We start from the raw sequence: 26,910 nt of genomic DNA on the forward strand, positions 1-26,910 counted from the left end.
TAAACACATTCGGGCAATACCATTGCGTCAATCCGGGCAAACTTCGGAGGAAGACCTCGGAATACCTTCGGTATTCCGAGCCCCTGCCCCAGCAACCTCGAATCAGCTCATAATCGACAGTCTTAGATTTCGGCTCCGGTCACAATGCGCCGGTTTCACCTGTCCACAACAGGAGCCCCGCGCCGGATGCAGGCCGGCTTTTCACCCCGATCAGGGTGCAGCAGAGCTCGTGCCACCGGCAGCGGTCAACTTCACCTCGAGCTCCTTCAGCCGGGCCTCGAGGCGCTCATTCTCCTCACGAGCCGCGATCACCATCTCACGCAGAACCTCAACTTCTTCGCGCGTGGCAACGTCCATATCCTTCATCAGCCGCTCGAACTGGCTGCGGACCACGCTCTCGACCTCGCGCCGGACGCCCTGGGCTGCGCCTGCGGCATCGGTGGCAAAGCGGGCGAGTTCATCGAAGATCCGGTTGGACGATTGGGTCATGGGTCAATCCACAGTGCTCATGGGGCTCATCGGCCCTGGAGCGCCACACATGGGCGTATTCGCCTTAAACTGCAACAGGGTTGACGATCCTCGCCTGACGGGTCCAATGGCAGCCCGTTCGATCAAGGCCCACTCATGCCGCTCTCTTTTCCGCTCATCGACCCGATCGCCATATCCATCGGCCCGATTGCAATCCGCTGGTACGCACTGGCCTATGTAGCCGGCCTCCTAGGCGGCTGGTTCTATGCCAAGCGTCTGGCCGCAAAGGCCGATCTCTGGGGCGGCCTGAAACAGCCCAAGCCCATCGATGTGGACGACCTTATCGTGTGGGTGGCGCTTGGCGTCGTGCTGGGCGGGCGCATCGGCTACGTGCTGTTCTACAATCTGGGGTCCTACCTCTCGCAGCCGCTGGAGATCCTCGCGGTCTGGCGCGGCGGCATGTCTTTCCACGGCGGCTTCCTGGGCGCGGTGCTCGCCATCGTGCTCTTCGCCCGCTCGCGCGGACTCAATCCGCTCGCCATGCTCGACATGGCCGCGGTGGTGACACCCATCGGCCTGTTCTTCGGCCGCATAGCCAACTTCATCAATGGCGAGTTGTGGGGAAGGCCGGCGCCCGACTTTCCCTACGCAGTGGCCTTTCCCCATGCAGGACCCGTGCCGCGCCATCCGAGCCAGCTCTACGAGGCTTTGGGCGAAGGCCTGATCCTGTTCATCGTGATGATCCTTGCGTCTCGCCGCTTCGGCTTCCGCCGACCGGGCCTTCTCGGTGGCATCTTCGTGCTGGGCTATGCCCTGGCCCGCATCTCAGCCGAGTTCTTCCGCGAGCCGGACGAGCAGCTCGGCTTTCTCTTCGGCTCCTCCGTGCAGGCCCTGGGCGGCGGCATCACCATGGGCATGCTGCTCTCGATCCCCATGGCGATCGTGGGTGCCGGAGCCATCGTGCTGGCGGCACGGGGCTTCACGCGGCCCCGGCAGGCGGTCGAGGCCGCGTGAAGGCGCTGAAGGCAGCATTGCGCGAGACGATTGCCCTGGAGGGGCCAATCTCGGTCGAGCACTATATGAGCCTGTGCCTCCGGCATTATTACGCCACACGTGATCCGCTTGGCGCCGCCGGCGACTTCACCACGGCGCCCGAGATCAGCCAGATGTTCGGCGAGCTGATCGGCCTGTGGATGCTGGAGGTCTGGAACGGCATGGGCCGCCCAACCTGCCGTCTCGTGGAACTCGGGCCTGGACGCGGCACCCTGATGGTGGATCTGCTGCGGGCCGCGCGCCTCCTGCCCGATTTCAAGGAGGCCGCCACCGTTCACCTCGTCGAGACGAGCCCCTCCTTGAGGCAGCGCCAGCAGGCCGCCCTCGCTCCCTCGGGATTCGAGGTCGAATGGCACGACAGAATTGAGGACGTGCCTGCGGGTCCCATGCTCCTCGTCGCCAACGAGTTCTTCGATGCGCTCCCGGTGCGCCAGTTTCTGGCCACCGAGCGCGGTTGGTGCGAGCGCTTGGTGGGAATCGACAGCGAGCGCCTGATCTTCGGCCTGCGCCCGGAGCCGGAACCAGCTCTCGGCAAGCCGCTGCGGCTCCACGACGTTCTCGAATGGCCCGCCACCTCGGTCGACATCATGGGCACACTCGCCGGCAGGCTCGCACAGGATGGCGGAGCCGCCCTGATCCTCGACTATGGCTATTGGGGTCCGGCCTTCGGCGACACCCTGCAGGCGCTGAAGAACCATCACCCTGTCGATCCGCTGGAGGAGCCGGGCGAGGCGGACCTGACCGCCCACGTGGACTTCCACCGCCTCGCCCAGGCTGCCGCGGCGCAAGGCACTCGGGCTCACGGCATCGTCACCCAGGGCGACTTTCTGCAAGCACTCGGGATCGAGGCCCGCGCCAAGGCCTTAAAGACGCGCGCCACCGTGGCCCAGGCCGCCGACATCGATGGGGCACTTGCTCGCCTGACGGAGCGCGGACCGACCGGCATGGGAGAGCTGTTTAAGGTTTTGGCCGTTACACATAAGGCCATCCAAGCCGTCCCCGGATTGCCCGCCCTGCCCTCCTCTTCGTAAGATCGCACCATGTTCATCCAAGCGCCCACCCTTGCCTCCCAACAGAGCATCCGCCATGCCTTCTTCACGCGGGAGAGCGGCGTCTCGGAGGGGATCTATGCCTCCCTCAACGGTGGTGTCGGCTCTTCCGACGATCCGGGAAAGGTGCAGGAGAACCGCCGGCGAATGGCCGAGGCGCTTGGCGTCACGCCGGATGCGCTGATCAGCGTCTATCAGGTCCACTCGCCCGATGCGGTGATCGTGGAAGGTCCGTGGCGCGGTGAGCGGCCCAAGGCCGATGCCATGGTGACCTCGGTGCCGGGCCTTGCGCTGGGCATCACTACGGCGGATTGCGGGCCGGTTCTGTTTGCCGACGCGCAGGCCCGCGTGATCGGGGCAGCCCATGCGGGCTGGCGCGGGGCTGTGACGGGCGTCCTTGAATCCACAATCGCCGCGATGGAGCGTCTTGGGGCGAAGCGCCAAAGCATCGTCGCGGTGCTCGGGCCGACGATCAGCCAGACGGCCTATGAGGTCGGCCCCGACTTCATCGAGCGCTTCAGCAAGGAGGCACATGGCCAGGAGCGCTTCCTCAAGGAGGCGGAGAGGCCGGGCCATGCCATGTTCGACCTTCCCGGCTTCATCGGCGCGCGTCTTTGGGCGGCAGGGGTCGGCGCCTTCACGGATCTCGGGCTCTGCACCTATTCCGACGAGGAGCGCTTCTTCAGCTATCGCCGCACCACCCATCGGCAGGAGCCGGATTACGGCCGCCTGATCTCGGCAATCGCACTCACTCCCTGATGCCGGCTACATCCGGCGTCTCCCAGGCGAGATGCTGGCCGCCATCGACGGCGATCATCTGGCCCGTAACGCTGCCTGCTTTCGCAAGATAGAGCACCGCATCGGCGATCTCGTCGGGTGTTCCGCCATGGCCGAGCAGCACGGCGCTGCTCTGCTTGCTGAAATCCTCATCCCCCTGGCGCACGTTCGACAGGGTGGGTCCAGGTCCGATGGCATTCACGCGGATGCGCGGCGCCAGCGCTTGGGCCATGGTCTGGGTGGCGGTGAAGAGGGCGGCCTTCGTCAGCGTGTAGGAGAAGAATTGCGGCGTCAGCTTCCAGACCCGCTGGTCGACAATGTTAACGATGCACCCCTGGCCTTCGGCGGGCAGCTGGTGCGCGAAATCGCGAGCGAGGAAAGCGGGCGCACGGAGATTGACGGCAAAATGCCGGTCCCAGCGCTCCTGCGACAGGGTCTCGACCTCATCCGGCTCGAACTCGGAGGCGTTGTTGACGAGAAGAGTCAGGCGACCCAACGCCTGCACCGCCTCCGGCACCAGGCGCCCGACGGCCTCGCCATCGGCCAGATCGGCCTGCACGACCGCCGCTGTTCCGCCTGCCTGCGTAATATGTGCTGCCATGCGTTCCGCTTCGTCCGTGGAGCGGCGGCAGTGGATCGCCACAGCGTAGCCCTCGCCGGCGAGGCGTTCAACGATTCGACGCCCGATACGCTGGGCACCGCCTGTGACGAGGGCTGCTTTTTTCATATTTTGGCCTCTTGAAATGTAAGTAAGTAGCGTCAGTTATCGGTCTTCGCCAAGAAAATGACATTTTTTTGCTTTGGCGTCGAACAAACGGCCAAGCTGTGCGTTATAGGCCCAGCGATGTCGCAAGGGGTTCATCTGCGTATTGCCGCCACAATCCTGCCACAGCACTTCTTAGCCGCTGTGGTTGTAAGGTCACAGCCTTCGCGAGATTGTGGCTCTATAAATGGGGAGTGCCCGGCCTAAACCGACGACAAGTGGGTCCGGCTGGCATGACATCGATTAGGAAAGAGAAACCATGAAGAAGATTCTTCTCGCCAGCGTCGCCCTCTTCGGCTTCGCCGGGGCTGCTGCCGCTGCGGACCTGCCCATGCGCGCCGCTCCTCCGGCTCCGATCATTGCTGCTGCTCCGATCTTCACCTGGACCGGCTTCTACGTCGGTGTGAACGCCGGCTACGGCTGGTCGAACGACGACTTCGACGCCGTCGATTTCGCGGACGATGAGGACGACGGCGGCTTCGTCGGCGGCGCCCAGGTTGGCTACAACTACCAGATCGGCTCGTTCGTGGTCGGTCTCGAAGGCGACATCCAGTACGCCGACTTCGGCCGTGAAGGCGCTTTCGACTTCGACCGCGACGGCGATGAGGACGGCGTGCTCGAGTCCAGCGACTGGTTCGGCACGGTGCGTGCCCGCGCCGGTGTGGCTTTCGGCCAGGCCCTCATCTACGGCACGGGCGGCTTCGCCTTCGCTGACGATGCCACGGGCTGGACGGCTGGTGGTGGTGTCGAGTACGCCTTCACCAACAACCTGTCGGTCAAGCTCGAAGGTCTGTACGTCAACCTCGAGAACGACAACGACTTCGACTTCGCTGGCTTCGACGGCGAGACCGACTTCGGTGTGGTCCGCGCCGGTCTGAACTTCCGCTTCGGCACCTACTAAGACCTGTCGCTTCGGCGATACAGAAAAGGCCCGGGGAAACCCGGGCCTTATTATTTTCAGGGCATCACCTGGGTCTTGGCATAAGCCGGGACGCGTGCCTCAAAATCGGCAAGCCACGTCACGAGCTTCGGATAGCTCTCGCGCCACCGTCCACCAAAGCGCAGATCGAGATAACCCAAAGCACAGGCAAGAGCGATCTGGCCGATATGCAGGCTCTGACCAGTCGTCGACAGATGGGCCTCCGCATGGTCGAGGCCACGGCGCACCTTGTCGGCCTGATGGTCGACCCATTTCGGCTCGCGCTTGTCCTCCTGGCGGAAGCGCCCCTCATAGACCTGAAGCAGCGCCGCATCCATGATGCCGTCGGCCAAAGCCTGATCGCGCAGGGCGGTGAACCGCTCCGGCCCGTTCGGGATGACGCGCCCGCCACCTGCCAGATGATCGAGATAGTCCACGATCACGCGGGAATCGTAGAGCACATCCCCGTTATCGAGGATGAGCGCCGGGATCTTGCCGAGCGGATTTTGCTGGCGGATCGAATCCTCAGGATTCAGCGTATCCGCATCGATAATCTCCATCCGGTCCAAAAGGCCGAGGATTGCGGCGGTGAGCTTCACTTTCCGGCCGAAGGGCGAAGCAGGCGAGGAGCGGAGAACGGGCATGAGCAAACCCCTGAGTTGAAGAGAATGGGGCAAGTCATGAACGGTCGCAGCGCCTACGGCAATCCGTTTTAGGCAGGAGGGCCGAAGGCTTCACAGCGATAAGCGCCGTAGCCGCTGCGAGACAGGCGCTCTGCCAAAGCGGGCAAAAGAATCTCCGCCTCCTCCTTCAACGACCAAGGCGGATTGAGAACGAAGAGCCCGCTGCCGTTGAGCCGTGTCGCATCGCGCGGATCGTCCACATAGAGTTCGAGCCGCAGGCCCGGACGTGAACTCTCCCGGTGGAGCCGCTCGGCCACCGCATCGACGGGGCCGACATCCTTCACAGGGTACCAGCCGGCATAGACACCGGTGGGCCATTTCCTCAGCGCCGCCAGCAGCTCCGTGCCGAGGCGCTCCAGCTCGTTGGGCTGTTCATAAGGAGGATCGATCAGGACGAGACCGCGCTTCTCCTTGGGTGGGATGAGGGCATGCAGCGCCGTCCAGCCATCGAGATGCATGACCTTCAGGTTGGAGACCTCGTTGAAGGCTTCGCTCAGCACCGCGTGGTCGGCCGGGTGCAGTTCCACGAACACGCCTCGGTCCTGACGCCGCAGGACCTCCCGAACAATACTAGGGGAACCGGGATAGATCGTCTCTCCATGCCGGGCGCGCACATCGGCAATCACATTGCGATAAGGAGCAAGGATCGCCTCCACCTCGGGGGCCAGAGTCTCGTCCAGGCGCCCGATCCCGTCGATCCACTCGCCGGTTCGCCCGGCCTCGTCACCCGTTAGATCGTAGAGGCCTATTCCCGCATGGGTGTCGATGACGCGAAGCGGCGTCTCCTTGCGCTGGAGATAGGTGAGGATCCGCACCAGAATGGCGTGTTTCATGACATCGGCGAAATTGCCGGCGTGAAAGGCGTGGCGGTAGTTCATGTCCGTCCTACAGCATCGGGCCCAAAAGTAGGCTGCACATCCGGGAGATGCGCTATCTCACCGCCGGGACGGTGATCTCGCCCGCGCGGCAGGTGTCGCGATCGACCTCGGGGCACTGACGGAAACCGCTCAGGTCCTTGCCGAGGCAGATGCGCACCTCCTGGAGGAGGCGCCGTCCGCAGGAAACCGAAATCATGTCGAGGCGCAAGCCCGGATTGGCGTTTAGGAAAGCCTGCTCGATCTCGCTCGGCAGCACTCGCGAGCGGCTGTCCAATCCATTGAAACTCTCAGGAATACGCACGAGTTCGCGGGCGCGTCGAACGGCCTGGAAGTAGCCGCTTGGAGATTCTCCCGTGCAGGTTCCATGCTTGCGCCACTGGTAGCGCGCCAAGTTGTTGTCTGGGAAGAGACCGTCGGCGTCAGCAATGGCTGCCTGCGGGGCGAACCGCCCGCCGGGCTCGCAGAAGCTGGGATAGCCCTTTTCATTCTGCGGCCATAGGCCATGGGTGACGAAGCCAAGCCCACTGCCGCTGTCGCATTGCCGGCTGCGGCTGCCGCTGTTCTCACAGAAGCCGGGCGACCAGGAGAGCGCCAGCACGTAGAAGTCGAACTGCCCCATGGGGGCGCCCCTCGCCTCCCGTGGCCCCTGGGCCGCCGTGGGAGAGAGTAAGAGAAAGCAGGCGCCCGCGAAGGTTAGGCACCAGCGCAGGATCAAGGAGCAGCCTGCTTGCAATGGGGCGCGAAGGCATAGTGGCGGTCGAAACCGTCCACACAGGCTTCCGTGTCCCAGCCGATGCCGATGAACCCGAGATCCTCACGGATGGAGAAATTGATCTTGTGCTTGTAGCCGTCGGACACGACCACCGTGCCGGTGCAGTAGCGGCGGGGGATGTAGTCGAGGCCCCACGGACGCCAGGCAACCTGCTGCACCCGCTCGAAGGCGACGATCTGCAGGTTGGAGTTCCAGAACTTGTATTCCTTGTTCTGGAAATTGACGCTGATATCGTTGAGCACGGACGGATCGGCACAAGCAGGCAGCGATGCGTCGAAGGGCTCTTCCCGCCGCTCCGCAGGGTTGATCTCGCGGGCCATCGCAGGTGCGCTCAACATCATGCAGGAGATGAAAGCCGCCAGCCACTTCATTCGGATGCTCCAACAGGTCTTTGGATTGTGTTCCACCGACCATGTGGGCGAAGCCCGAGAAGGTCAAGGCTCCGCTTGTGGTTTAATAGATGGCGTGGCGGTTCAGCATCATCGGCGCATTGGCCGGACGCGCCTGCGGCCGAGGCGGAGCAAAGGTCTGCTCCGGTGGGCGGCCGGGCGGCGGATAGGATGGAGACGGCGAGACCCTCGAGGCGCCCGGACCGGGCAGGTCGGCCGCGTAGCCGTTCGAGGACGAATAGCGCTGCACAGGAGCCACCGGAGCCGACAGAGTGGGGGTCGGCGGCGGAGGCGCGGGCGGAATGTAGACCTCCCCTTCCGGCACGTCCTGCTCGAGATCCAGCGGGGCCAGATCGCCCGCGGCGGCGGCGCTCTGAAGCACCTCCTGGCTCTTTTCGGGGTCGATCCGCGGCTCGAACTTCAGGATCGGCTTGCAGATACGCCGCTGCCCTTTCGGGTCGTGGCGCGCCAGATCGATGTGAAAGTGATCGTAATGGAAGGCATCGGAGCCCGGCCCCAGAACGGTCGTGAAGTAGCGGCAGGCGCCTACGAAAGCCTCGCGCAGGAACTCCTGCTCGGCAGGATTCTGGCCGCGCCAGCCCTTCATCACCGAAATCTCCCGGCCATCCGTCAGGACGAAGCCCATGACGTCGAGGGCATTGCCGAAGGAATGCTCCGAGAGCTTGGCACCCCGCTGATTGTTACGGGGTCGGCAGGAATAGGATCCTGCCTTGATGTCGGCGAGCGGCACGCCGAAATACATTTCCGCTGCGGGCCTGACGATCTCGTTGAGCCATGTATCGATCTGCGGAATGATCGGGCAGGCAAGCGTCACCTTCGACTTCAAGCCGACCGCGCCATTGTTGAAGGCCGAGACCTTGAACGGATGATCCATGCCGCAGACGCCGGGGCCCTCGATCTTGGAGCTCAGGGCCATGTAGGCCGAAGGCTGCACGAGCCGCTGCGACAGGCAAGCCTCCTCGGCCTGCGCGCGCCAAGGCTCGCGCTGCTCGAACCGAAACAGCCCACAACCGGTGACCCCGAGCCCAACGAGCGATAGGGCAAAAAACGCAACTAACCCACGACGCATGGGCGGAGATTAGGAACAAGCCCGTAAACATCTCGTCAACGGCACCCTCCTCAGCTCGATGGAGAGTGCCGATTCGGGCGGTTTTCGCCTGCCAGCTCACACCAGAGCTTGCCAAAAGCCGGGTGCGTCACAATGGAGCAGGAACTTTTTTCGCCTGAAGTTGAAAACGATTACGTGCCAATAAAAACAAGGCGTTAACTTTTTATTAATCATATCTCCGGTCGCCTCCGGCAACGCCTAGCTCCTCGGAGGTGCTTCTCACGACCTCGAAGGTTTGATACCTTACCTATCTATTCAGAGAGGGAGTTAATCCCTCGTACGGAGAGGGGCTTATCATGCATCTGACGACGAACCTGGACTGGACGTCCAAGCTCAACATCGCAGCTGTCTGCGTGTCCTCATCCTTCATACTTGCGGTCGTTGCTGGCCTTCTCTGAAACAAGGCCTGCGGTTCCTGGCGAACCGCCCGCCAATCTTCGTGGTCCCTCCGTGCTGCCCTCACCGGCAGCGTTTTTTATGTCTCAGGGCACGGCGCCTCCGTGAGGCTCCAGGACATGACGTTGATTTCTATCTGGCATTGGGCGAGCCGTGGCCCATCGGCCGTTTTCAGGCACACTTTCTCTCCCGGCGCGAACATCTTTCCTTGCGCCCGGCAGTAACAATCGAGCGGGTTGTGACCGGGAGCTTGGGCCTGCTGAGGCAACGCTGGCCGCTCATGGGCGAACGCGGGGGTCAAAACCATCAGGCCGAGAACGAAGACCACGCTGCGCATAAGGCATCTCCGCGTGTCATTTCTCTCGCAATGGTCCGCCTTTCGCTGCACAACGTCAAGAAATTGCACCTCTGATGCCGCGCAGCCTCATGATCCTCCCTTTGCCCGACCTTGCAATCCGTCCCGGAACTCCCGCGGATAGCGCGGCCATCGGGCGGATTCTCGCTCAGGGCTGGCGCCAAGCCTATTCCGGCTTCATGTCACGAGCCGAACTCGGTCCCCGCGTCGATCCGGATTACCGGGCCCAGGAGGTCGGGACGTGGCTCTCGACCGATTTCGACTCCAGTACGGAATTGCTGCTCGTCGCGGAGCGGGCCGGCAAGGTCATGGGCTTCCTGGCAGCGCGCCTTGGCGACCGCAACGATGTGGGGTCCGTGGCGCAGGTCACACTGCTCTACGTCTCGCCGGAGAAACAAGGTCGAGGCACCGGGCGGCGGCTTCTCCTGGAGGCGGCCGAGTGGCTGAAGACGCATGCTCCTGGCCCGATCTCCATGGGGGCTTTCGGGCAGAACCCGTTCCGGTCCTTCTACGAGGCCATTGGGGGCGTGGTGGTCAAGACGGTCATGGTCAGGGTCGATGCCCAGGAATGGCCGGTGGTCATTTATCTCTGGCCCTCGCCGGAGGCGCTCCAAGAAGGCATCCGCACTAGAGGGGCCTAACGCCTCAGGCCCACCGCTCCATGGCGCGGTCGTCAGCCTCCTTGGCCTCGACCCAGGCACCAGTGGTGCCATCCTTGAGGTGCTCGCGCTTCCAGAACGGGGCCTGCGTCTTGAGATAATCCATCATGAAGGACGCCGCCTCGAAGGCGGCCGCGCGATGAGCGCTGGCGGCCAAAACCAGCACGATCTCCTCGCCGGGAGAAATCCGGCCGAAGCGGTGGATGACGGTGAGGCCGAGCAGGGGCCAGCGGCTCTCCGCCTGCTTGGCGATCCGGTCGATCTCGGCCTCGGTCATGCCGGGGTAATGCTCGAGTTCTAGGGCTGTAAGCCGTCCGCCCTCGTCCCGGCAAAGACCCATGAAGGCAACCACCGCGCCGATATCCGCCCTCCCATCAGTCAGAGCCGCCGTCTCGGCGGCAGCGTCGAAGGGCTCGGCCTGGATGCGGATCGTGCGTGCCATGGCGGTGACGCCCGTCGAGGGGCTAGCCTCCCGTCATCGGCGGGAAGAAGGCGATCTCCCGCGCGCCGGCAATGGAAGCCTCAGGCTTGACGTGCACATGATCGATGGCGGCCCGGACGATGCCTTCATTCTCGAAGGCGTATTCATATTCGTCGCCGCGCTCTTTCAGCCAGCGTACCAGATCGGCCACGGTCCCGATGCCATCCGGCACCTCAATATCCTCGTCCATCTTTCCGACGCGTTCGCGGACCCATGCGAAATAGACGAGCTTCATGGCCTCAGCCCTCGTCCATGAGATGATGGATGCCGTTCTTGAAGTAGTCCCAGCCGGTATAGAGCGTCAGAACCGCCGCCACCCAGAGCAGGACGATGCCGATCAGGGTGTTGTTCGGCAGCACCGTCTCGCCAGCCGGCCCCGCGATCAGGAAGCCCAGCGACACGAGTTGGAGAGTGGTCTTCCACTTGGCCACCCGGCTTACCGGCACGCTGACCTTCAGCTCGGCCAGGAACTCGCGCAGGCCCGAGACCAGGATCTCACGGCACAGGATCACTATGGCGGCCCACAGCGCCCAGCCATGGATCGTGCCGTCGGCCACCAGCATCAGCAGGCAGGCGGCCACGAGGAGCTTGTCGGCGATGGGATCGAGCATGCGCCCAAGCGCCGATTGCTGGGCGAAGGTGCGTGCCACATAGCCGTCGAGATAGTCGGTGATCGCCGCGAGCGCAAAGACGATCAGGGCTGCCCAGCGCGACCAGTGGTCCTCCGGCCAGAACAGGAGGCCGACCACAGCCGGCACGGCCACAAGCCGACCATAGGTCAGCATGTTGGCCAGGTTGAAGGCCTTCGAGCGGCCCAAAGAAGGAGCAATCTTCATATTACCCGCAGGAAGCATGAGGACGGAGGCTCCGTCAATTGCGGAGGGGCGGATTTGCGGAACGTCACCCTTACATGAACTGCATCGTACAGCACTCAACCCCGTTCGTGGAAGAAGTCGTAGACGGCGCGGGCCGTAGCGGCGTTGACGCCGGGCGCCTTCATCAGGTCCTCCAGGGCGGCCCGCTGAATTGCCTTGACGGTGCCGAAATGATGCAGGAGCGCCCGCTTGCGGGTCGGCCCGATGCCGGCGATCTCGTCGAGGGGGTTCTTCACCAGCTCGCGCTTGCGCTTGGCCCGATGCGCCCCGATGGCGAAGCGATGCGCCTCGTCGCGCAGGCGCTGCACGAAGTAGAGGGCAGGATCCCGCGGCGGCATCTTAAAGGGCGGCTGGCCCGGCTTGAAGAAGGTCTCGCGGCCCGCATCGCGGTCGCGTCCCTTGGCGATGCCGACGAGGGCCACGTCATCTTCGCTGACGCCAACCTCCGCAAGCGCCTGACGCGCGGCCTCGAGCTGCCCCTTGCCGCCGTCGATCAGCACCAGATCGGGCCAGGCGGGAAAGCCGTCATCTCCATAGGCGGCACCCTCCCCGTCCGCGGCTCGCGGTTCCTCCTTCACCAGGCGGGCGAAGCGGCGCTGCAGCATCTCGCGCATCATGCCGTAATCGTCGCCGGGCTTCAGGTCTTCCGACTTCATGTTGAAGGTGCGGTAGTGCTGCTTCATGAAGCCGTTCGCGCCCGCCACCACCATGGCACCCACCGCATTGGTGCCCATGATATGCGAGTTGTCGTAGACCTCGACCCGTCGAGGCGGCTTTTGCAAACTGAAGGCCTGACCGAGGGAGACGAGAAGCTTCTGCTGCGAGGCCGTATCGGCAAGCCGTCGGCCGAGCGCCTCGCGGGCGTTGCGAAGCACATACTCGATGAGCTGACGCCGCTCGCCACGCTGCGGCGCATGGATCTCGACCTTAATATCGGTCTTGGTCGAGAGCGCGGCCGCCATAAGTTCCGCGTCCTCGATCTCGTGCGAGAGCAGGACGAGGCGCGGCGCAGGCTTGTCGTCGTAGAACTGGGCGATGAAGGAGCCCAGCACCTCCTCGCGGCTCATGGACTTGTCGGCCTTCGGGAAATAGGCGCGGTTGCCCCAGTTCTGCCAGTTGCGGAAGAAGAACACCTCGACGCAGAACTGCCCCGCCTGCTCGTCGAGGGCAAACACATCCGCCTCCTCCACCGATTGGGTGTTGATGCCCTGCACGCCCTGGATGGCCGAGAGCGCCGCCAGACGGTCCCGACATCGCGCGGCGCGCTCGAACTCGAGCTCCTCGGCCGCCTTTTGCATCTCCTCGGTGATGCGTTGCTTCACCGCATTCGATTTTCCTGAGAGAAACGCCCGCGCCTCGGCGGCGAGTTGGGCATAGTCCTCATGCGAAATCTCGTTGGTACAGGGACCCGAGCAGCGCTTGATTTGATAAAGCAGGCACGGCCGCGTGCGGTTCTCGTAGTAGCTGTCGTTGCAGGAGCGCAGCAGAAACGCGCGCTGAAGCGCGTTGATGGTGCGGTTCACCGCCCAGACGCTGGCGAAGGGGCCATAATAATCGCCCTGGCGCTTCCGAGCGCCACGATGCTTGACCAGCTGCGGCGCCTCGTGGTCGGCGGTGAGCAGAATATAAGGCAGCGACTTGTCGTCCCGCAGCAGCACGTTGTAGCGGGGTTTGAGCTGCTTGATGAGGTTGGCCTCAAGCAGCAGCGCCTCGGTTTCCGTCGCCGTGGTGACGAACTCCATCGAGGCCGTCTCGCCGATCATCCGGGCGATGCGGTTGGAATGGGCTTGGCCCCTGGCATAGGAGCCCACGCGGTTCTTCAGGCTCTTGGCCTTGCCCACATAGAGAACGTCGCCCTTCGCATCGAGCATGCGATAGACGCCAGGTGCATTGGGAAGCGTGTTCCAGAAATGCCGGATGACCTCCGTGCCGCGCTGGACCGACCCCGGATTGGCCTCCAGGTCGAACTCGACATCCGAGCCGCTCTCAAGGGCGACAGACTGATCGTCTTCTTCGTTGTCCAGAATATCCGGCGGGACGTCATTGGTGGTGTTGCGACTCATGGGAGAGATTTAAGGGCTCAGGAGTCCGGAGGAAAGTACCGCCGACGAACTGGCGCAGCCCTGCCGTTCGGGCTAAACGGCGAAGCTCCTGGAATTCAACGGAGCGGGATCATGCGCCTGTCGATCGTCACATCAGCCGTGGTTGCGGCCCTGGTGGGCTTCGGCAGCACGATCGCGATCATCATCGCGGCGGCACAGGCCGTGGGAGCCGATGCGGCGCAGACCTCCTCCTGGGTGGCGGCCCTGTGCCTCGCCATGGCGGCAACCAGCGGCTACTTGAGCGTCCGCTACCGGATGCCGATCATTACGGCTTGGTCGACTCCTGGCGCTGCCCTGATCGCAGCGTCATCTGGCATCTCGATCCACGCCGCCGTAGGCTCCTTCCTGCTGGCGGGCGCCCTCATCGTGCTCGCAGCCCTCATCAAGCCGTTCGGGCGCGCGATCGAGCGCATCCCGACCTCCATCGCGGCCGCGATGCTGGCTGGCGTGCTCCTCCAGTTCGTCGTTGGGGTGTTTCAGAGCGCGCAGGGTGCGCCCGGGCTCGTGCTGCCCCTCGTGGCCATCTTCCTTACGGTGCGGCTGTTCAACCCGGCGCTGGCCGTGCTGGCGGTTTTGTTCGTGGGCCTCGGCATCGCCTTCGGTGGCGGAATGGCGCAGCCGCTGGCGTCAAACTTGAGCCTCTCCTCCCTCACCTTCATCGAGCCTGCCTTCGAGCTCACGGCGCTGATCGGACTCGGGCTGCCACTCTTTCTCGTGACCATGGCCTCCCAGAACCTGCCGGGCTTCGCGGTGCTCAAGGCCTCCGGCTATCAGCCGCTCTCTCGCCCGATCCTGGCCATGACAGGGCTGGCCTCCTTGGTCACCGCCCTCTTCGGCGCCCACACGAGCAACCTCGCGGCCATCTCGGCGGCGATCTGCACCGGGCCCGACACCCATCCCGATCCAACAAAGCGCTGGATGGTCGGCCCCTTCTATGCCTTGTGCTATCTGATCTTCGCCGCCTTCAGCGCGGCGCTGATCGGCCTGATCGCCGCGCTGCCGCCGGAACTCATCAAGACCGTGGCGGGGTTGGCCCTCCTGGGCGCCTTCGCGGGAGCCCTGGGCTCCGCCCTCTCCGAGGGCTCCAAGGTCTTTCCAGCCGTCATCACCCTGGCGGTAACCGCCTCCGGCCTCACGCTCTTCGGCATCGGCTCCGCCTTCTGGGGGCTGGTGGCGGGTCTTGTCACCCTCGGCCTCGACGTCCTGGCCATCCGCCTGCGCCGGCATGCCTGATCTGGACGGGCGTCTCCGTTAAGCTTAAGACTTCGTTACCAAGAATAAGAACGGGGGCTTTAATGGCCGGAATGGCGCTTGCACGGCGGCTTGCCGCAATCATGCTGACGGCTGCTCTGGGAGCCTGCCAGGGGACCTTCAGCGCATCGCCCGAGGGCATCCCCGTCGCCCTTGAGAGCATCGACGGGGCACCGGCTCCGATCCGGACCGCCTTCGCTGACGAGCTTGCCGCCGCAGCCACCGATCGCAAGGTCGACCTCGTCGCCGCCAGCGCCGAGGCACGGTACCGGGTCCGCGGCTATCTCTCGACCGCAACCGAGGACGGCAAAACCAAGGTGGCTTACGTCTGGGACGTGTTCGATTCCCAGAAGCGCCGAGCCAAGCGCCTGGAGGGTTCGAGCCCTGTTCCAGCCGCCTCTATCTCGTCCCTCGACAAGCAGGCGCTCGCCACGCTGGCCCAGGCCAGCATGGGCGAGATCGCCGACTTCCTGAGTGCGGCCAAGTCCGAGGCGCCCTCCGCAGCCGAAGCGCCCATTCAGACGGCGGAGATCCAGCCCGCAGAGACTTCGGATGAGGACAGCCAAGTTGCAATGCAGTGATCGCATGGCAACAACCCGGCTTTGCGGCCCATCAAAGCCGCTCACGTGTATTGTGACGGTTTGATATCGCTGCTAAGACCCTTGCGCCTGAAGGCGCAAGAATTACAGCGTTGCGCAACGGGCATTGTCGGTCACACAGAGCCAAAGTTGCTTTCATGAAGCTCGTTGCGGGAAATTCGAATCGTCCGCTGGCGGAGGCCATCTCCGCCTATCTCAATGTTCCCCTGGCCAGGGCTCAGGTGAAGCGCTTCGCGGACATGGAGGTGTTCGTCGAGATCCAGGAGAACGTGCGCGGCGAGGACGTGTTCATCATCCAGTCCACCTCGTACCCCACGAACGACCACCTGATGGAGCTTTTGATTATTACGGATGCGCTGCGCAGGGCCTCGGCCCGCCGCATCACGGCAGTGATCCCCTATTTCGGTTATGCTCGGCAGGACCGGAAGCCCGCCTCCCGCTCGCCGATCTCGGCCAAGCTCGTCGCCAACATGATCACCCATGCGGGCGTCGACCGCGTGCTGACGCTGGATCTCCATGCCGGCCAGATCCAGGGCTTCTTCGACATCCCGACCGACAACCTCTTCGCCGCGCCGATTCTGGCGCGAGACATCAAGGAGCACCTCGACGGCGGCAACCGGATGGTGGTCTCGCCGGATGTCGGCGGCGTGGTGCGCGCCCGTGCGCTGGCCAAGCGCATCGATGCCCAGCTCGCCATCGTCGACAAGCGGCGAGATCGTCCAGGCGAGTCCGAGGTGATGAACATCATCGGCGACGTGTCCGGCCGCTCCTGCATCCTGGTCGACGACATCATCGATTCCGGCGGCACCCTGGTGAACGCCGCCGATGCCCTTCTCGCCAACGGAGCGAAGGAGGTCTACGCATACATCACCCACGGGGTGCTGTCCGGCGGCGCCGTGGCCCGCATCGCCGGCTCCCGCCTGAAGGCGCTCGTGATTACCGATTCCATCATGCCCACCGAGGCGGTGAAGGCGGCCCACAACATCCGCGTCATCTCCATCGCCTCTCTGATGGGCGAAGCCATCGGCCGAACTGCGACGGAAAGCTCGGTGTCGAGCCTGTTCGACTAGGACATCACCGGGAGCGCATGACCAGCCACGGAGTGGGAACGGCTCTCCACTCCCAGACGGCCAGAAGCTGGTCCAGATGCCCGAGTTTCTCGAGCCATGGCGGCAGATCCGGGACCACGGTCCTCGCCTGCCGCTCTTCCACGACATGCGTGCTCTCGAAGCGCTCCGCCAGGGCCCTCACCGTCCGCTCCCGTCCGGGATGGACCTCGACGACGAGATCGAGCCAGCGGAAATCCCCTTCCTGCGGATTGAGCAGGTCGAACTCAGCCCCCTCGCAATCCATGACGAGAAGCCCCTTCGGCCGGGGCCGGAGCTTTTCAGACAGTTCGCTGTGCACCCGGCTCACATCCTGGGCCTCGAAGCGCTCGCGCAGATCGATACGCGCCTCCACACCGTTCAAGCGGGCCAGTTCCAGGCATTTCCCACGAGCTACAGGATCTATGTCCCAGGCCAGCACGGTCGTGTCAGGCAACAGCCGCGCGCATCCGACTGCATAGAAGCCTTCAGCGCAGCCGACGTTGAGGACGACGTCATAGCTCCTCTCGGGTGCAGCAAGAAGCACATCGTGCAGGGCCATTTCATAAACCCCGAGCAGCTTGGGTGCGATGCCACCCTCGGATGGGGCGGCCACATAGGTCATGCCCTTGAAGGGACCATCCTGAACGACTGTGCCCGAATGGGCCACCAGGGTCGACCCGATGAGCTGGGAGCGCCACTTGGCGAGGGCTCGGAGTGTCTGCTCAAGCTTCTGCCTCTCCGGCAGCTTCGAGCTCATGATTTTCGTGATATGCTCTAAGGCAACCTGATCCAGGCCCATTGTAGCTCTCTGTGGCGGCATTTCCGGCGCAAGACTATACGATACAGAGTAGCCGCCAAAGTCATTGTCTTCCGGTATATTTATCGCTATAAGCCGCCTCGCGCCCGCTCGACACCCTTGGAGGCACGGGCGCTGACCTCATGGCCGCCGATAGGTTTCAAGACCTTGGCGGCCATCGGTTTTTCAATCTCATCTAAAGGACCACGACCATGAGCGAAGTAAAGCAAATCAAGGCCGTGGCGCGCGACCGGGCCGGCAAGGGGGCCGCCCGGGCCGTTCGTCGCCAAGGCCAAGTTCCCGCCGTCATCTACGGAGCCGGTCAGCCGGCCCAGGCGATCGCCCTCGACTTCAACCAGACCAAGCAGCTGATCTTCGCCGGTCACTTCCTGACCACGGTCTTCGAGATCGACGTGGACGGCAAGACGACTCGCGCCATTCCGCGCGACTACCAGCTCGACCCGGTCCGTGACTTCCCGATCCACATCGACTTCCTACGCCTCGCGCAGGGTCAGGCGATCAAGGTCGTGGTTCCGGTGCACGTGGTCGACCAGGAGAAGAGCCCGGGCCTGAAGCGCGGCGGCGCTCTCCAGATCGTCGAGCACTCGGTTGAACTCCTTGTCCCGTCCGACTCGATCCCGGACTACATTGAGGCTTCGATCGACGGTCTCAACATCGGCGACTCCGTCCACCTCAGCGACATCAAGCTCCCGAACGGTGCCAAGGCGACGTCCACCGAGAACATGACTCTTGTCACCGTCGTTGCCCCGACCGGCCTCACGGAAGAGGATGCTGCTGCGGCTCCTGCTGAGGGTACCCCCGCGGCCTAAGGGCATCGGACCCAAAAGTGGACACCATTTTTGGGATCTATCCGATGCTTATTTATACTAGCGCATCGCTCGGAGCGGAAAACCGGAACCACTTTTCCGCACGATGCGCTGGTTGATCGGGCGTTTCTAAGCCCATCGATCGGCTTTAACGCTCCGACCGCAAGGCCGGAGCGTTTCTTATGAGCAGGACCAAGCGATGCGCCTCTTCGTCGGCCTCGGCAATCCCGGATCCCGCTACGCCAGGAACCGCCACAACATCGGGTTCATGGCCGTGGACGAGATTGCGCGCGCACACAATGCCGGCCCCTGGCGCAAGCGCTTCCACGGGGAAGCGGCCGACGTTGTGATCGGCGGCGAGAAGGTGCTGCTGATCAAGCCGCAGACCTACATGAACCTGTCAGGCCAGGCTGTGGGGGAAGCGCAGAACTTCTTCAAGATCCCGCTTCATGACGTGACGGTCTTCTATGACGAGCTCGATCTGCCGCCGGCCAAGATCCGCGTGAAGATCGGCGGCGGCAATGCAGGCCATAACGGCCTGCGGTCGATCTCGGCCCATTGCGGCAACGATTATCGCCGCGTGCGGCTCGGCATCGGGCATCCCGGTCACAAGGCGCTAGTGCAGAGCCATGTACTGGGCGATTTCGGCAAGAGCGAAGAGGCGTGGGTCGATGACCTATGCCGGATCATCGCGGACAGCGCCGCCCTTCTCGCCAAGGGAGAGGACGGCAGTTTTCAGAACAAGGTCCACCTCGCCATGGAGGCGAGAGGCTGGACGGACGTGAAGCGGCCCGGAGAAAAGGCCAACACAAATAAGGAGTGAGGCCATGGGCTTCAAAATGGGCATCGTCGGCCTGCCGAACGTCGGCAAGTCCACCCTCTTCAACGCGTTGACGCAGACGGCCGCAGCGCAGGCCGCCAACTATCCGTTCTGCACCATCGAGCCGAACGTGGGCGACGTGGCCGTGCCGGATGACCGGCTCGATCAGCTCGCGGGCATCGCCAGCTCCGCGCAGATCATCCCGACCCGCCTCACCTTCGTGGACATTGCAGGTCTGGTGCGCGGCGCGTCCCGCGGCGAAGGCCTGGGCAACCAGTTCCTCGCCAACATCCGCGAGGTCGATGCCATTGCCCATGTGGTGCGCTGCTTCGAGGACACGGACATCACTCATGTCGAGGGCAAGATCGACCCCATCGCCGATATCGAGACCATCGAGACCGAGCTGATGCTCGCCGATCTCGACAGCCTCGAGAAGCGTGTTACTGCGCTGGAGAAGAAGGCCAAGGGCAACGACAAGGAAGCGAAAGAAACTCTCGACCTCGTCAACCGCACGCTGCCGTTCCTGCGCGACGGCAAGCCCGCCCGCATGGTGGAGCGAAAAGTCGAGGAAGAGCGCCTGTTCCAGATGCTGGGCCTCCTCTCCTCCAAGCCGGTTCTCTACGTGTGCAACGTGGAGGAGGCTTCCGCCGACCAAGGCAACGCCTTCTCGGCCAAGGTCTTTGAGCGGGCAAAGGAAGAGGGCGCGAAAGCCGTCGTCGTCTCGGCCAAGATCGAGAGCGAGATCGCCGTTCTGCCGCCCGAGGAGCAGACGGACTATCTCGATGCCGTCGGCCTGACGGAACCCGGCCTCAACCGCGTGATCCGCGCAGGCTACGAACTGCTCGGCCTCATCACCTACTTTACCGTCGGCCCGAAGGAAGCCCGTGCCTGGACCATCACCAAGGGCACCAAGGCGCCTGGCGCCGCCGGCGTGATCCACACGGATTTCGAGAAGGGCTTCATCCGCGCCGAGACCATCGCCTATGCAGACTACACCAGCCTGAAGGGCGAGGCCGGCGCACGAGATGCGGGCAAGCTGCGGTTGGAGGGTAAGGAATACACCGTTCAGGACGGCGACGTGATGCACTTCCGGTTCAATACGTAAAAACTGTCGGAATCCTGAACGGGCGCTTTTTCGTGCGTTCAGGACCATGATGAGACAAAGCCTGCATGGAGGGTGGCTTCATGCAGGCTTTTTTCGAGACTTTCTTTTCCCCTGGCCTCGGCAGCGCCGAATTCTTCGTTGGCGTGCTCGTGGCTTGCGGCTTTCTCATGATCGGCATCTCGTCCCTGTTGCCCAAGAGCGGCAATGACGAGTTCGAGTGGTGGGAGCGGTAGGCCTTAAGGTTTAAGGCAGCCGCAGGGCCTTCGGTCCGATCCCGAGGCCGAGCTGCAGGCTCTCGGCAATGCGCCCTGCCCGATCCACGAAGAAGGCCGCCACATCCGGCTCAAAGATTTCACTCGCGGTCTCCTCGAACAGCGCCAGCCAGCGTGAAAAAAGCTCGGGCGTAAGGCTCACGCTCATATGGGCCGCCTGCGGCTTGCCCTGGTAGCGCCCGGTCCGCAGCGCAATCGAGGACCAGAAATCCACCATTAACGCCAAGTGTCGGCTCCAGCGCCCAGAGAGCGCGTTGTGAAAGAGCGGCCCGAGTTCCGGATCGCGGATCACCCGGTCGTAGAACGTCTCCACGAGTTGCCGGATCATCGCCTCAGTCACGCCCTCGGCCGGGCTGATGATCGGGATGCTGCGTCCTGTGGCTGACTGCGCCAAAGCGGATCTCCTCAAAACCGAACGGGACGGAGGCATGATACCCCATCCCGTTCGGTCATTCCTTGCGAAAGATCAAGCCGGGCCGCATTCATGGCCCGGCTTGTGTCCTGTCAGTGGTGGCTCTGGTTCTCAGGCTTGGCCTGGGGACCGTGCGGGTATTCCTTGCTGTGGGAATGGGTCGTCAGCTCCTGCTGCTGTCCGGCCTCATACCCGGCGCTGTAGAACACGCCGTGCAGACCCCAGTATCCGCTCACCAGCACCACGAGGGCAACGGCAAGGCCTGCAGGCACCGCAGCCAGGCTGCCGAAGCGCGGCAAGGCATTCGGCATCTTCACGGCAACCGCCTTGGCCTCGCGGCACGGATCAGCGGCGACCAGGAAGAGCGCCGCCATGATCAGGGCATGGCCGACGAGGTCGATGCGGCCGAACGGATAGACCGCGGTGAAGAAGATCGCCAGCAGGGCCACGGCCGAAAGACGGCGCACCAGTGGGGTCCAGAGCAGGCCGAAGCCCATGGTGAACTCGGCAACGCCGGCCATCGGGATGAACACGTCGCGCGGCATGCCGAAGGTCAGGAAGGGCTTCTCTTCCACGAGTGGATAGAACCAGTCCGGATAGGCGAACTTCTCGAGCGACGACCACATGAGCGCAATCGCGATGCCCCAGCGCAGAGCCAGGAACCGACGGGCGCGCCACTTCTCGTCCTGGGACGAGGCCATCACCAGATAGGCCGCCACGGCAACGCCAAGCGCCAGGTAGTCGAGCAGGTGGAACAGGTCGTATTCGCGCAGCGCCACCACCCAAAGGGTGATGATGCCAGCAGCGGCAATTGGCATGGTCCGGCGCGAGAACACGCACATGGCGATCAGCAGCTGCGCCCAGGAGATGATCTCGGAATCCGTCTTGAGATCCGGCGTGAGATAGATGCCGCCAACGGCAAAGATCGCTACGAAGAAGCCGCCGATGGAAACACGCATGAAGTCGTCCGCACGGCTCCAGAGCGGCGCGCTGACGCGGTCGAGCCCTGACTGGATGCCGCGGCCGACAAATGTGCGCTCGACCATGAGCGTGGCCAGGAAGAAGGCCAGCACCAGGCCTATACCGGTCCAGAACCACACATTGGTCAGGGTGGCGGAAATCGGCTGCGGGGCGGCATCGACGATGTAGGGGGCGAACCACTTCACATGGGCTTCGGCCGGCAGAGCCCAGAGGCCGGCGCCGAGGGCCGCAAGGCCCGCCGCCGCACGCTTCAAGGCTCCGGAATTCTCTGCTCTCGGCTCGACTGGTGTGGAGCCGTTGGTTGCATGTACGCGAGACATGACATCCTCGTTGTTGGACTTATCTTCAGATGACAAGGGATGTACACCCCTCGAGCTGAGGACGATATTCAGACAATGCCCCTAAGGGGTTTCCCGTAGTCACCGCCAGCTTCAGCCCATCGACTTGAGCTGCAAGGGATCGATCCCGAACCTTGAGCGTTGAGCTTTCACTATCCTCAATGACGAGCCATGAAGCTTCACCATCGCCACGACTGGAATCTCTCCCCTTCTGAGGCCATCGCCCTGCAGCAGGAGCTGCGGACGGAGGTGGTCTCCGACCGGCCCATCGACCTCGACAGGGTCACACTGGTGGCCGGCGTCGATGTGAGCGTGAAGAACGAGCAGTCCCAAGCCGCCATCGTGGTGGTGACCTATCCCGGCTTCCTGCCGGTGGAGACCGTACTGGCGCAGCGCCCGACGCCCTTTCCTTACGTGCCGGGCCTCCTGAGCTTTCGTGAAGGGCCGGTTCTCGAGGAGGCGTTCGAAAAGCTGAAATCAGAGCCCGATGTCTTCCTCTTCGACGGCATGGGCATCGCCCATCCCCGCCGCATCGGCATCGCCAGCCATATGGGCCTGTGGCTGCAGCGCCCCACTGTCGGCTGCGGCAAGACGCTGCTCTGCGGGCGCTACAAGGATCTGGCCGAGGAGAAGGGCTCGGCCGCGCCGCTTATCGATCGCAAGGAGACCATCGGCGTCGCGCTGCGCACCCGCACGGCCAAGAACCCCATGTTCATCTCCCCCGGCCACCTCGCGGACATCCCGACCGCCACTGAGCTCGTCCTGCGCTGCTCCCCGAAATACCGCCTGCCAGAGCCGATCCGCCTGGCGCATAACGCGGCGGGGCAGTTCTTACCTTGAGTGCTGCGGATTGCCGCAGAGCAGCGGCTTCCACGATCATTGCTTGAGCTTGATAAGATTTCTTGCTGCCTGAACCAGAAAAACTTGACGCTTCGTCAAGAGCCCTACCCGTTCAGAGAGTTGTCCCTGCCAAGCCCCTCAGCAAAAGATGAAGGCATGTAATACTTTTCAATATGGGGGCAACGACTATGGCGATTATCTACGGCACATCTGGCGCGGACACGCGGACCGGCACCTCTGATGCAGACACGATCTATGGTTACGATCCCAATGCGTCCGAAATCGTCGGCACTCGGGTCGCATCGGGCCTGACCCAGCCGCTCTTCGTCACGGGTGCTCCAGACGATTCAGGACGCCTGTTCATCGTCGGCAAGCAAGGGACAATCCACATCGCAGGAACGCCGGCACCGTTCCTGGACGTAACCGACCAGGTTTCGACAGCCGGCGAGGTCGGCCTCCTGGGCTTCACCTTTCACCCGGACTTCGCCAACAACGGTAAGGTCTATGTCTTTCTATCTATCGAGGGGGCGACGACAAACGATCCACGGCACAATCAGTCGCAGATCCGGGAGTACACGGTTAATCCGAACTCTCCGAATGTCCTTGATCCCAACAATTACAAGGTGATCCTGGAGACGACGGAGTACACCCCGTTCTCCGGCAACCACCGCGCGGGCTGGATCGGCTTCCACCCCACGGACGGGTACCTTTATGTCGCCACCGGCGATGGCGATCAGAACGCGAAGGCGCAGGACCCGACCAGCCACCTGGGCAAGATCCTGCGGCTCGACGTCAATGGGCCGGATGCCTTTCCCGACGACGCCAAGAAAAACTTCGCCATCCCGGAAGGCAACCCGACCGTCTTCGACAATGCGGATGACCTGGCGCAACCGTCCGAGGTCTACGCCATTGGCTTCCGCAACCCGTGGCGTGCCAGCTTCGGGCCAGACGGTCGGCTCTTCGTGGCCGATGTCGGCGCGGATACGGCGGAAGAAATCAATCTTGTGGTCCCCGGCGCGAATTATGGTTGGGGGCGGCAGGACAACGGCGACGCTCCGGACGACGGACCGACCCCTGGAGAGAACGACGGCTACACGGACCCGATCCATACCTATTTTCACAGCGATAATATCGGATCGTCAATTACGGGCGGGTATGTCTACAGCGGCCCCATCGCTGCCTTGCAGGGCAAGTACGTCTTCGGCGATTTCGGCAGCGGCCGGATCTGGACGCTCGAGCAAATCGGCACCAACTGGGTGAGAACCGACATCACCGCTATGATCGTTCCGAGCGCCGGCACGATCGAAAGGATCGCCTCATTCGGCACAGACAGGAACGGCAACCTCTACGTGGTCGACATCACCGGCGAGGTGTTCCGCCTGGATGCAGGCGGCGGCGGGTCCGACCTGGGCGACATTCTCAACGGCGTTGGAGGCAACGACACCATCTACGGCGGCAACGGCAACGACACCATCGACGGTGGCGCAGACAATGACCATCTTTATGGCGATGTGGGCAACGATACGCTCATCGGCGGCTCTGGGGATGACATCTATTACGTGGATGGCGGCGACAGCATCGTCGAAGGCGAAGGGAATTACGACGAAGTTCGCGCGCTGGCCTCTTTCATCCTGCAGGATGGCCAAGAAATAGAAACTCTCCGGACGAACAATGCAGCCGGCACGACCGCGCTCGATCTGACCGGCAACGAATTCTCGCAGGCGCTCTACGGAAATGCCGGTTCCAACATCCTGACCGGCAGAGGTGAGGACGACACGCTCGATGGGGGTGGCGGCAACGATACGCTCGATGGCGGCTCTGGGTATGACGTCTACTATGTGGATGACGGCGACCGTATCGTCGAAGCTGCCGGTGATACCTACGATATGGCCTATGCCTCTGGGTCATTCACCCTGACAGCCGGTCAGGAGGTCGAACTCCTCGCCTTTTTTGATGGGGAAAGCACTGAGGCCCTCAACCTGACGGGCAATGAACTCGCTCAGTGGCTAGACGGCAACCAGGGGGACAACGTCCTCAATGGTGGTGGAGGCGAAGACACGATTCACGGCGGAGGCGGGAACGATACTTACGTCGTGGACGCTAACGATGTAATTGAAGAGCAGGATGGCGGCGGCATCGATACGATCAAGATTTCAGTGAGCCATAGTCTCGAAAACTATTTCTATTTCGAGAACCTGACACTTCTGGGAAATGCCGCCAACGGCACCGGCAACGAGGCCGACAATATCATTGTCGGCAACGATGTCGCGAATACCCTCGACGGCTTGATCGGAGATGATACCCTAGAGGGTGGTGGCGGAGACGATGCCTACACAGTCGACAGCGCAAAAGATGTGATCGTCGAAGCGACCGGCAAAGGCACCGATACTCTCTATGTGAGCGCAGATGTCTACAAGCTGGCTCTGGGAGCCGAGGTGGAGATCCTGGAGCTTACGGCAACTGGGCGCGACCTCACCGGGAACGAGTTGGGCAACAGGCTTGTTGGCAACTCGGGCAGCAATCGGCTCGATGGCGGCGGCGGCAATGATACACTCATTTTGACTGGCAACCGCAGCGATTACACCATCACGCGAGATGAAAATGGAATCGTCACGGTCGTCGACAAATGGGTGCCCGAAAACGGGGCAGATACGATCCTCAATGTCGAGATCTTCGAGTTCGACGACGGCAGCGTAAGCTTGGAGGGGCTGTTCAATACCGCACCGAGCGGTGTTTCCCTGGATTTCGACGTGGTGGCCGAGAACAGCAAACTCGGCCATGGGATAGGGAGATTCTCTGTCGTCGACGAACCGAGCGATACTCATACCTACCGGCTCACCAATAATGCTGGCGGCCGGTTTACGATCGACACCGCCACCGGTGTGCTCAAGGTGGCCGATGGCGTCAGGCTCGACTACGAGCAGGCCAGCGAACACACGATCGAGGTGGTTGTCACCGATGCTTCCAACGAAAGCGTCACGAAGTCCTTCAAGATCGTGGTTCAAGATGTTCTGGACGAGCAAGCGACCGGAAGCGATCTGGCCGATGTGATGAAAGGCGGATCGGGCAGGGATTCCTTTAATGGCGCAGCCGGCAATGACCAGTTGGACTCAGGAGCCGGCCATGACACGCTCTTTGGCGGCAGCGGCAACGACACGCTCACTGGTGGCGCGGGCAACGACAGCCTGAGTGGCGAAGCCGGGGCGGACAGACTTGAGGGGGGCGTTGGCGACGACATCTATTACGTTGATGGCGGCGATCAGGTTTTCGAAGCTGCCAACAGCGGCAGCGATGAAATCCGTACAACCGAGTCGTTCACCCTGCAGGCTGGCCAAGCTGTCGAGGTGCTGAGGGCATGGCCAGCTGAGAGCAAAGCCGGTCTTAGTATATCGGGCAACGAACTCTCGCAGAATCTGATTGGCAATGCAGGCTCGAACCGCCTCAACGGCGAGGCAGGAAACGACAGGCTTTCTGGCGGCCTCGGCAAGGACACATTCACCGGTGGCAAAGGTCGGGACGTGTTCGTGTTCGACGACCGAGAGACGGGTTCCTCCAAGTCCAAGGCCGATTACATCACCGACTTCTCCGGCCGCAGCGGCGACCGGATCGACCTGAAGGCGGTCGATGCCGACACCAAGAAGCGTGGCGACCAGAAGTTCTCCTTCATCGGTAAGGACGATGCCTTCAGCAAGGCTGGCGAGGTGCGCTACGAGAAGACGAAGAGCGCCACCTATGTCTATCTCAACACCGACAGCGACAAGAGCGCCGAGGCCGTGATCAAGCTGAAGGGCTCGGTTGACCTCAGCAAGAGCTGGTTCGTTCTCTAACCATCC

General features: G+C 63.0%; 29 protein-coding genes. 14 read left to right on the plus strand and 15 right to left on the minus strand.

From position 1 onward, the window contains the following. Positions 1-210: 210 nt before the first annotated feature. Positions 211-489 carry an accessory factor UbiK family protein gene (locus VB618_RS17420; RefSeq protein ID WP_329797996.1) on the minus strand — a complete coding sequence of 93 codons (279 nt, stop codon included), beginning with the start codon at positions 487-489 and terminating at the stop codon, positions 211-213. 135 nt (positions 490-624) lie between these two features. On the opposite strand from VB618_RS17420, the gene lgt reads away from it, so the two are divergent. From lgt to pgeF, 3 genes are read left to right on the plus strand one after another with little or no spacing between them, the layout of a single operon-like run. Continuing rightward, the gene (gene lgt / locus VB618_RS17425) at positions 625-1,482 is read left to right on the plus strand and encodes a prolipoprotein diacylglyceryl transferase (RefSeq protein ID WP_329797997.1); all 858 of its coding nucleotides are present in this window, start codon (positions 625-627) and stop codon (positions 1,480-1,482) included. Next, positions 1,479-2,552 carry a class I SAM-dependent methyltransferase gene (locus tag VB618_RS17430; RefSeq protein WP_329797999.1) on the plus strand — a complete coding sequence of 358 codons (1,074 nt, stop codon included), beginning with the start codon at positions 1,479-1,481 and terminating at the stop codon, positions 2,550-2,552. The genes lgt and VB618_RS17430 overlap by 4 nt, the downstream gene beginning before the upstream one ends. A gap of 9 nt (positions 2,553-2,561) precedes the next feature. Continuing rightward, a complete protein-coding gene (gene pgeF / locus VB618_RS17435; RefSeq protein ID WP_329798000.1) occupies positions 2,562-3,329 on the plus strand; it encodes a peptidoglycan editing factor PgeF in 768 nt (255 codons plus the stop codon). Here pgeF and VB618_RS17440 read toward each other — a convergent pair. Continuing rightward, positions 3,319-4,074 (minus strand): SDR family oxidoreductase, encoded by a 756-nt coding sequence (locus VB618_RS17440; protein ID WP_329798001.1) that lies wholly within the window; start codon positions 4,072-4,074, stop codon positions 3,319-3,321. The genes pgeF and VB618_RS17440 overlap by 11 nt on opposite strands. A gap of 295 nt (positions 4,075-4,369) precedes the next feature. Here VB618_RS17440 and VB618_RS17445 point away from each other — a divergent pair, with 295 nt between their 5' ends. Then, entirely contained in the window at positions 4,370-5,011 is a 642-nt protein-coding gene (locus VB618_RS17445; protein ID WP_329798002.1) for an outer membrane protein, read from the plus strand. A gap of 56 nt (positions 5,012-5,067) precedes the next feature. On the opposite strand, the gene VB618_RS17450 is transcribed toward VB618_RS17445, so the two are convergent. The 6 genes from VB618_RS17450 to VB618_RS17475 form a co-directional block, all read right to left on the minus strand. Beyond that, the gene (locus VB618_RS17450; RefSeq protein ID WP_329798003.1) at positions 5,068-5,673 is read right to left on the minus strand and encodes a glutathione S-transferase; all 606 of its coding nucleotides are present in this window, start codon (positions 5,671-5,673) and stop codon (positions 5,068-5,070) included. Between the two features lie 68 nt (positions 5,674-5,741). Continuing rightward, positions 5,742-6,590 (minus strand): 23S rRNA (adenine(2030)-N(6))-methyltransferase RlmJ, encoded by an 849-nt coding sequence (locus VB618_RS17455; protein WP_329798004.1) that lies wholly within the window; start codon positions 6,588-6,590, stop codon positions 5,742-5,744. Positions 6,591-6,642: 52 nt separating this feature from the next. Further along, positions 6,643-7,209, minus strand: a complete 567-nt coding sequence (locus tag VB618_RS17460) for a ribonuclease T2 (protein ID WP_329798005.1) — start codon at positions 7,207-7,209, stop codon at positions 6,643-6,645. 92 nt (positions 7,210-7,301) lie between these two features. Next, positions 7,302-7,733, minus strand: a complete 432-nt coding sequence (locus VB618_RS17465; protein WP_329798006.1) for a hypothetical protein — start codon at positions 7,731-7,733, stop codon at positions 7,302-7,304. 82 nt (positions 7,734-7,815) lie between these two features. Then, complete coding sequence (locus VB618_RS17470; RefSeq protein ID WP_329798007.1) at positions 7,816-8,841, minus strand: extensin-like domain-containing protein; 1,026 nt, start codon at positions 8,839-8,841, stop codon at positions 7,816-7,818. Between the two features lie 514 nt (positions 8,842-9,355). Next, on the minus strand, positions 9,356-9,613 hold the full coding sequence (locus VB618_RS17475) for a hypothetical protein (RefSeq protein ID WP_329798008.1): 258 nt from the start codon (positions 9,611-9,613) through the stop codon (positions 9,356-9,358). 101 nt (positions 9,614-9,714) lie between these two features. Here VB618_RS17475 and VB618_RS17480 point away from each other — a divergent pair, with 101 nt between their 5' ends. Continuing rightward, on the plus strand, positions 9,715-10,272 hold the full coding sequence (locus tag VB618_RS17480; RefSeq protein ID WP_329798009.1) for a GNAT family N-acetyltransferase: 558 nt from the start codon (positions 9,715-9,717) through the stop codon (positions 10,270-10,272). Positions 10,273-10,276: 4 nt separating this feature from the next. On the opposite strand, the gene VB618_RS17485 is transcribed toward VB618_RS17480, so the two are convergent. From VB618_RS17485 to uvrC, 4 genes are all read right to left on the minus strand, one after another. Continuing rightward, positions 10,277-10,732 carry a molybdenum cofactor biosynthesis protein MoaE gene (locus VB618_RS17485; RefSeq protein WP_329798010.1) on the minus strand — a complete coding sequence of 152 codons (456 nt, stop codon included), beginning with the start codon at positions 10,730-10,732 and terminating at the stop codon, positions 10,277-10,279. A gap of 22 nt (positions 10,733-10,754) precedes the next feature. Beyond that, a complete protein-coding gene (moaD, locus tag VB618_RS17490) occupies positions 10,755-11,006 on the minus strand; it encodes a molybdopterin converting factor subunit 1 (protein WP_329798011.1) in 252 nt (83 codons plus the stop codon). 4 nt (positions 11,007-11,010) lie between these two features. Then, on the minus strand, positions 11,011-11,607 hold the full coding sequence (pgsA, locus tag VB618_RS17495; protein ID WP_329798012.1) for a CDP-diacylglycerol--glycerol-3-phosphate 3-phosphatidyltransferase: 597 nt from the start codon (positions 11,605-11,607) through the stop codon (positions 11,011-11,013). A 95-nt stretch (positions 11,608-11,702) separates the two neighbouring features. Continuing rightward, entirely contained in the window at positions 11,703-13,709 is a 2,007-nt protein-coding gene (uvrC, locus tag VB618_RS17500; RefSeq protein WP_329798013.1) for an excinuclease ABC subunit UvrC, read from the minus strand. Between the two features lie 111 nt (positions 13,710-13,820). Between uvrC and VB618_RS17505 the strand changes: the two genes are divergently transcribed. The 3 genes from VB618_RS17505 to VB618_RS17515 all read left to right on the plus strand — a co-directional run bounded on the left by VB618_RS17505 (position 13,821) and on the right by VB618_RS17515 (position 16,668). Continuing rightward, on the plus strand, positions 13,821-14,981 hold the full coding sequence (locus VB618_RS17505) for a benzoate/H(+) symporter BenE family transporter (protein WP_329798014.1): 1,161 nt from the start codon (positions 13,821-13,823) through the stop codon (positions 14,979-14,981). A gap of 71 nt (positions 14,982-15,052) precedes the next feature. Next, positions 15,053-15,580: a hypothetical protein gene (locus VB618_RS17510; RefSeq protein ID WP_329798015.1), complete on the plus strand. Its 528-nt coding sequence runs from the start codon at positions 15,053-15,055 to the stop codon at positions 15,578-15,580. Between the two features lie 155 nt (positions 15,581-15,735). Continuing rightward, on the plus strand, positions 15,736-16,668 hold the full coding sequence (locus VB618_RS17515) for a ribose-phosphate pyrophosphokinase (protein WP_329798016.1): 933 nt from the start codon (positions 15,736-15,738) through the stop codon (positions 16,666-16,668). A 4-nt stretch (positions 16,669-16,672) separates the two neighbouring features. Here the strand turns inward: VB618_RS17515 and VB618_RS17520 are convergent, their stop codons facing one another. Continuing rightward, positions 16,673-17,443 (minus strand): hypothetical protein, encoded by a 771-nt coding sequence (locus VB618_RS17520; RefSeq protein WP_329798017.1) that lies wholly within the window; start codon positions 17,441-17,443, stop codon positions 16,673-16,675. Positions 17,444-17,694: 251 nt separating this feature from the next. Here VB618_RS17520 and VB618_RS17525 point away from each other — a divergent pair, with 251 nt between their 5' ends. From VB618_RS17525 to VB618_RS17540, 4 genes are all read left to right on the plus strand, one after another. Continuing rightward, positions 17,695-18,312, plus strand: a complete 618-nt coding sequence (locus VB618_RS17525; protein ID WP_329798018.1) for a 50S ribosomal protein L25/general stress protein Ctc — start codon at positions 17,695-17,697, stop codon at positions 18,310-18,312. Positions 18,313-18,508: 196 nt separating this feature from the next. Then, on the plus strand, positions 18,509-19,132 hold the full coding sequence (pth, locus tag VB618_RS17530; RefSeq protein WP_329798019.1) for an aminoacyl-tRNA hydrolase: 624 nt from the start codon (positions 18,509-18,511) through the stop codon (positions 19,130-19,132). A gap of 4 nt (positions 19,133-19,136) precedes the next feature. Further along, positions 19,137-20,234 (plus strand): redox-regulated ATPase YchF, encoded by a 1,098-nt coding sequence (ychF, locus tag VB618_RS17535; RefSeq protein ID WP_329798020.1) that lies wholly within the window; start codon positions 19,137-19,139, stop codon positions 20,232-20,234. 80 nt (positions 20,235-20,314) lie between these two features. Continuing rightward, positions 20,315-20,467, plus strand: coding sequence for a hypothetical protein (locus tag VB618_RS17540; RefSeq protein ID WP_329798021.1), 153 nt, complete (start codon positions 20,315-20,317; stop codon positions 20,465-20,467). Positions 20,468-20,477: 10 nt separating this feature from the next. Here VB618_RS17540 and VB618_RS17545 read toward each other — a convergent pair whose 3' ends face one another. Both VB618_RS17545 and VB618_RS17550 read right to left on the minus strand, forming a co-directional pair. Beyond that, positions 20,478-20,900, minus strand: coding sequence for a group III truncated hemoglobin (locus VB618_RS17545; RefSeq protein ID WP_329798022.1), 423 nt, complete (start codon positions 20,898-20,900; stop codon positions 20,478-20,480). Positions 20,901-21,010: 110 nt separating this feature from the next. Further along, the gene (locus VB618_RS17550; RefSeq protein ID WP_329798023.1) at positions 21,011-22,219 is read right to left on the minus strand and encodes a hypothetical protein; all 1,209 of its coding nucleotides are present in this window, start codon (positions 22,217-22,219) and stop codon (positions 21,011-21,013) included. 189 nt (positions 22,220-22,408) lie between these two features. Here VB618_RS17550 and nfi point away from each other — a divergent pair, with 189 nt between their 5' ends. Continuing rightward, complete coding sequence (gene nfi / locus VB618_RS17555; RefSeq protein WP_329798024.1) at positions 22,409-23,077, plus strand: deoxyribonuclease V; 669 nt, start codon at positions 22,409-22,411, stop codon at positions 23,075-23,077. A 188-nt stretch (positions 23,078-23,265) separates the two neighbouring features. After that, on the plus strand, positions 23,266-26,904 hold the full coding sequence (locus VB618_RS17560) for a PQQ-dependent sugar dehydrogenase (protein ID WP_329798025.1): 3,639 nt from the start codon (positions 23,266-23,268) through the stop codon (positions 26,902-26,904). Positions 26,905-26,910: the final 6 nt, after the last annotated feature.

The organism is Microvirga sp. CF3062, assembly GCF_036314045.1.
Classification (GTDB): Bacteria; Pseudomonadota; Alphaproteobacteria; order Rhizobiales; family Beijerinckiaceae; genus Microvirga.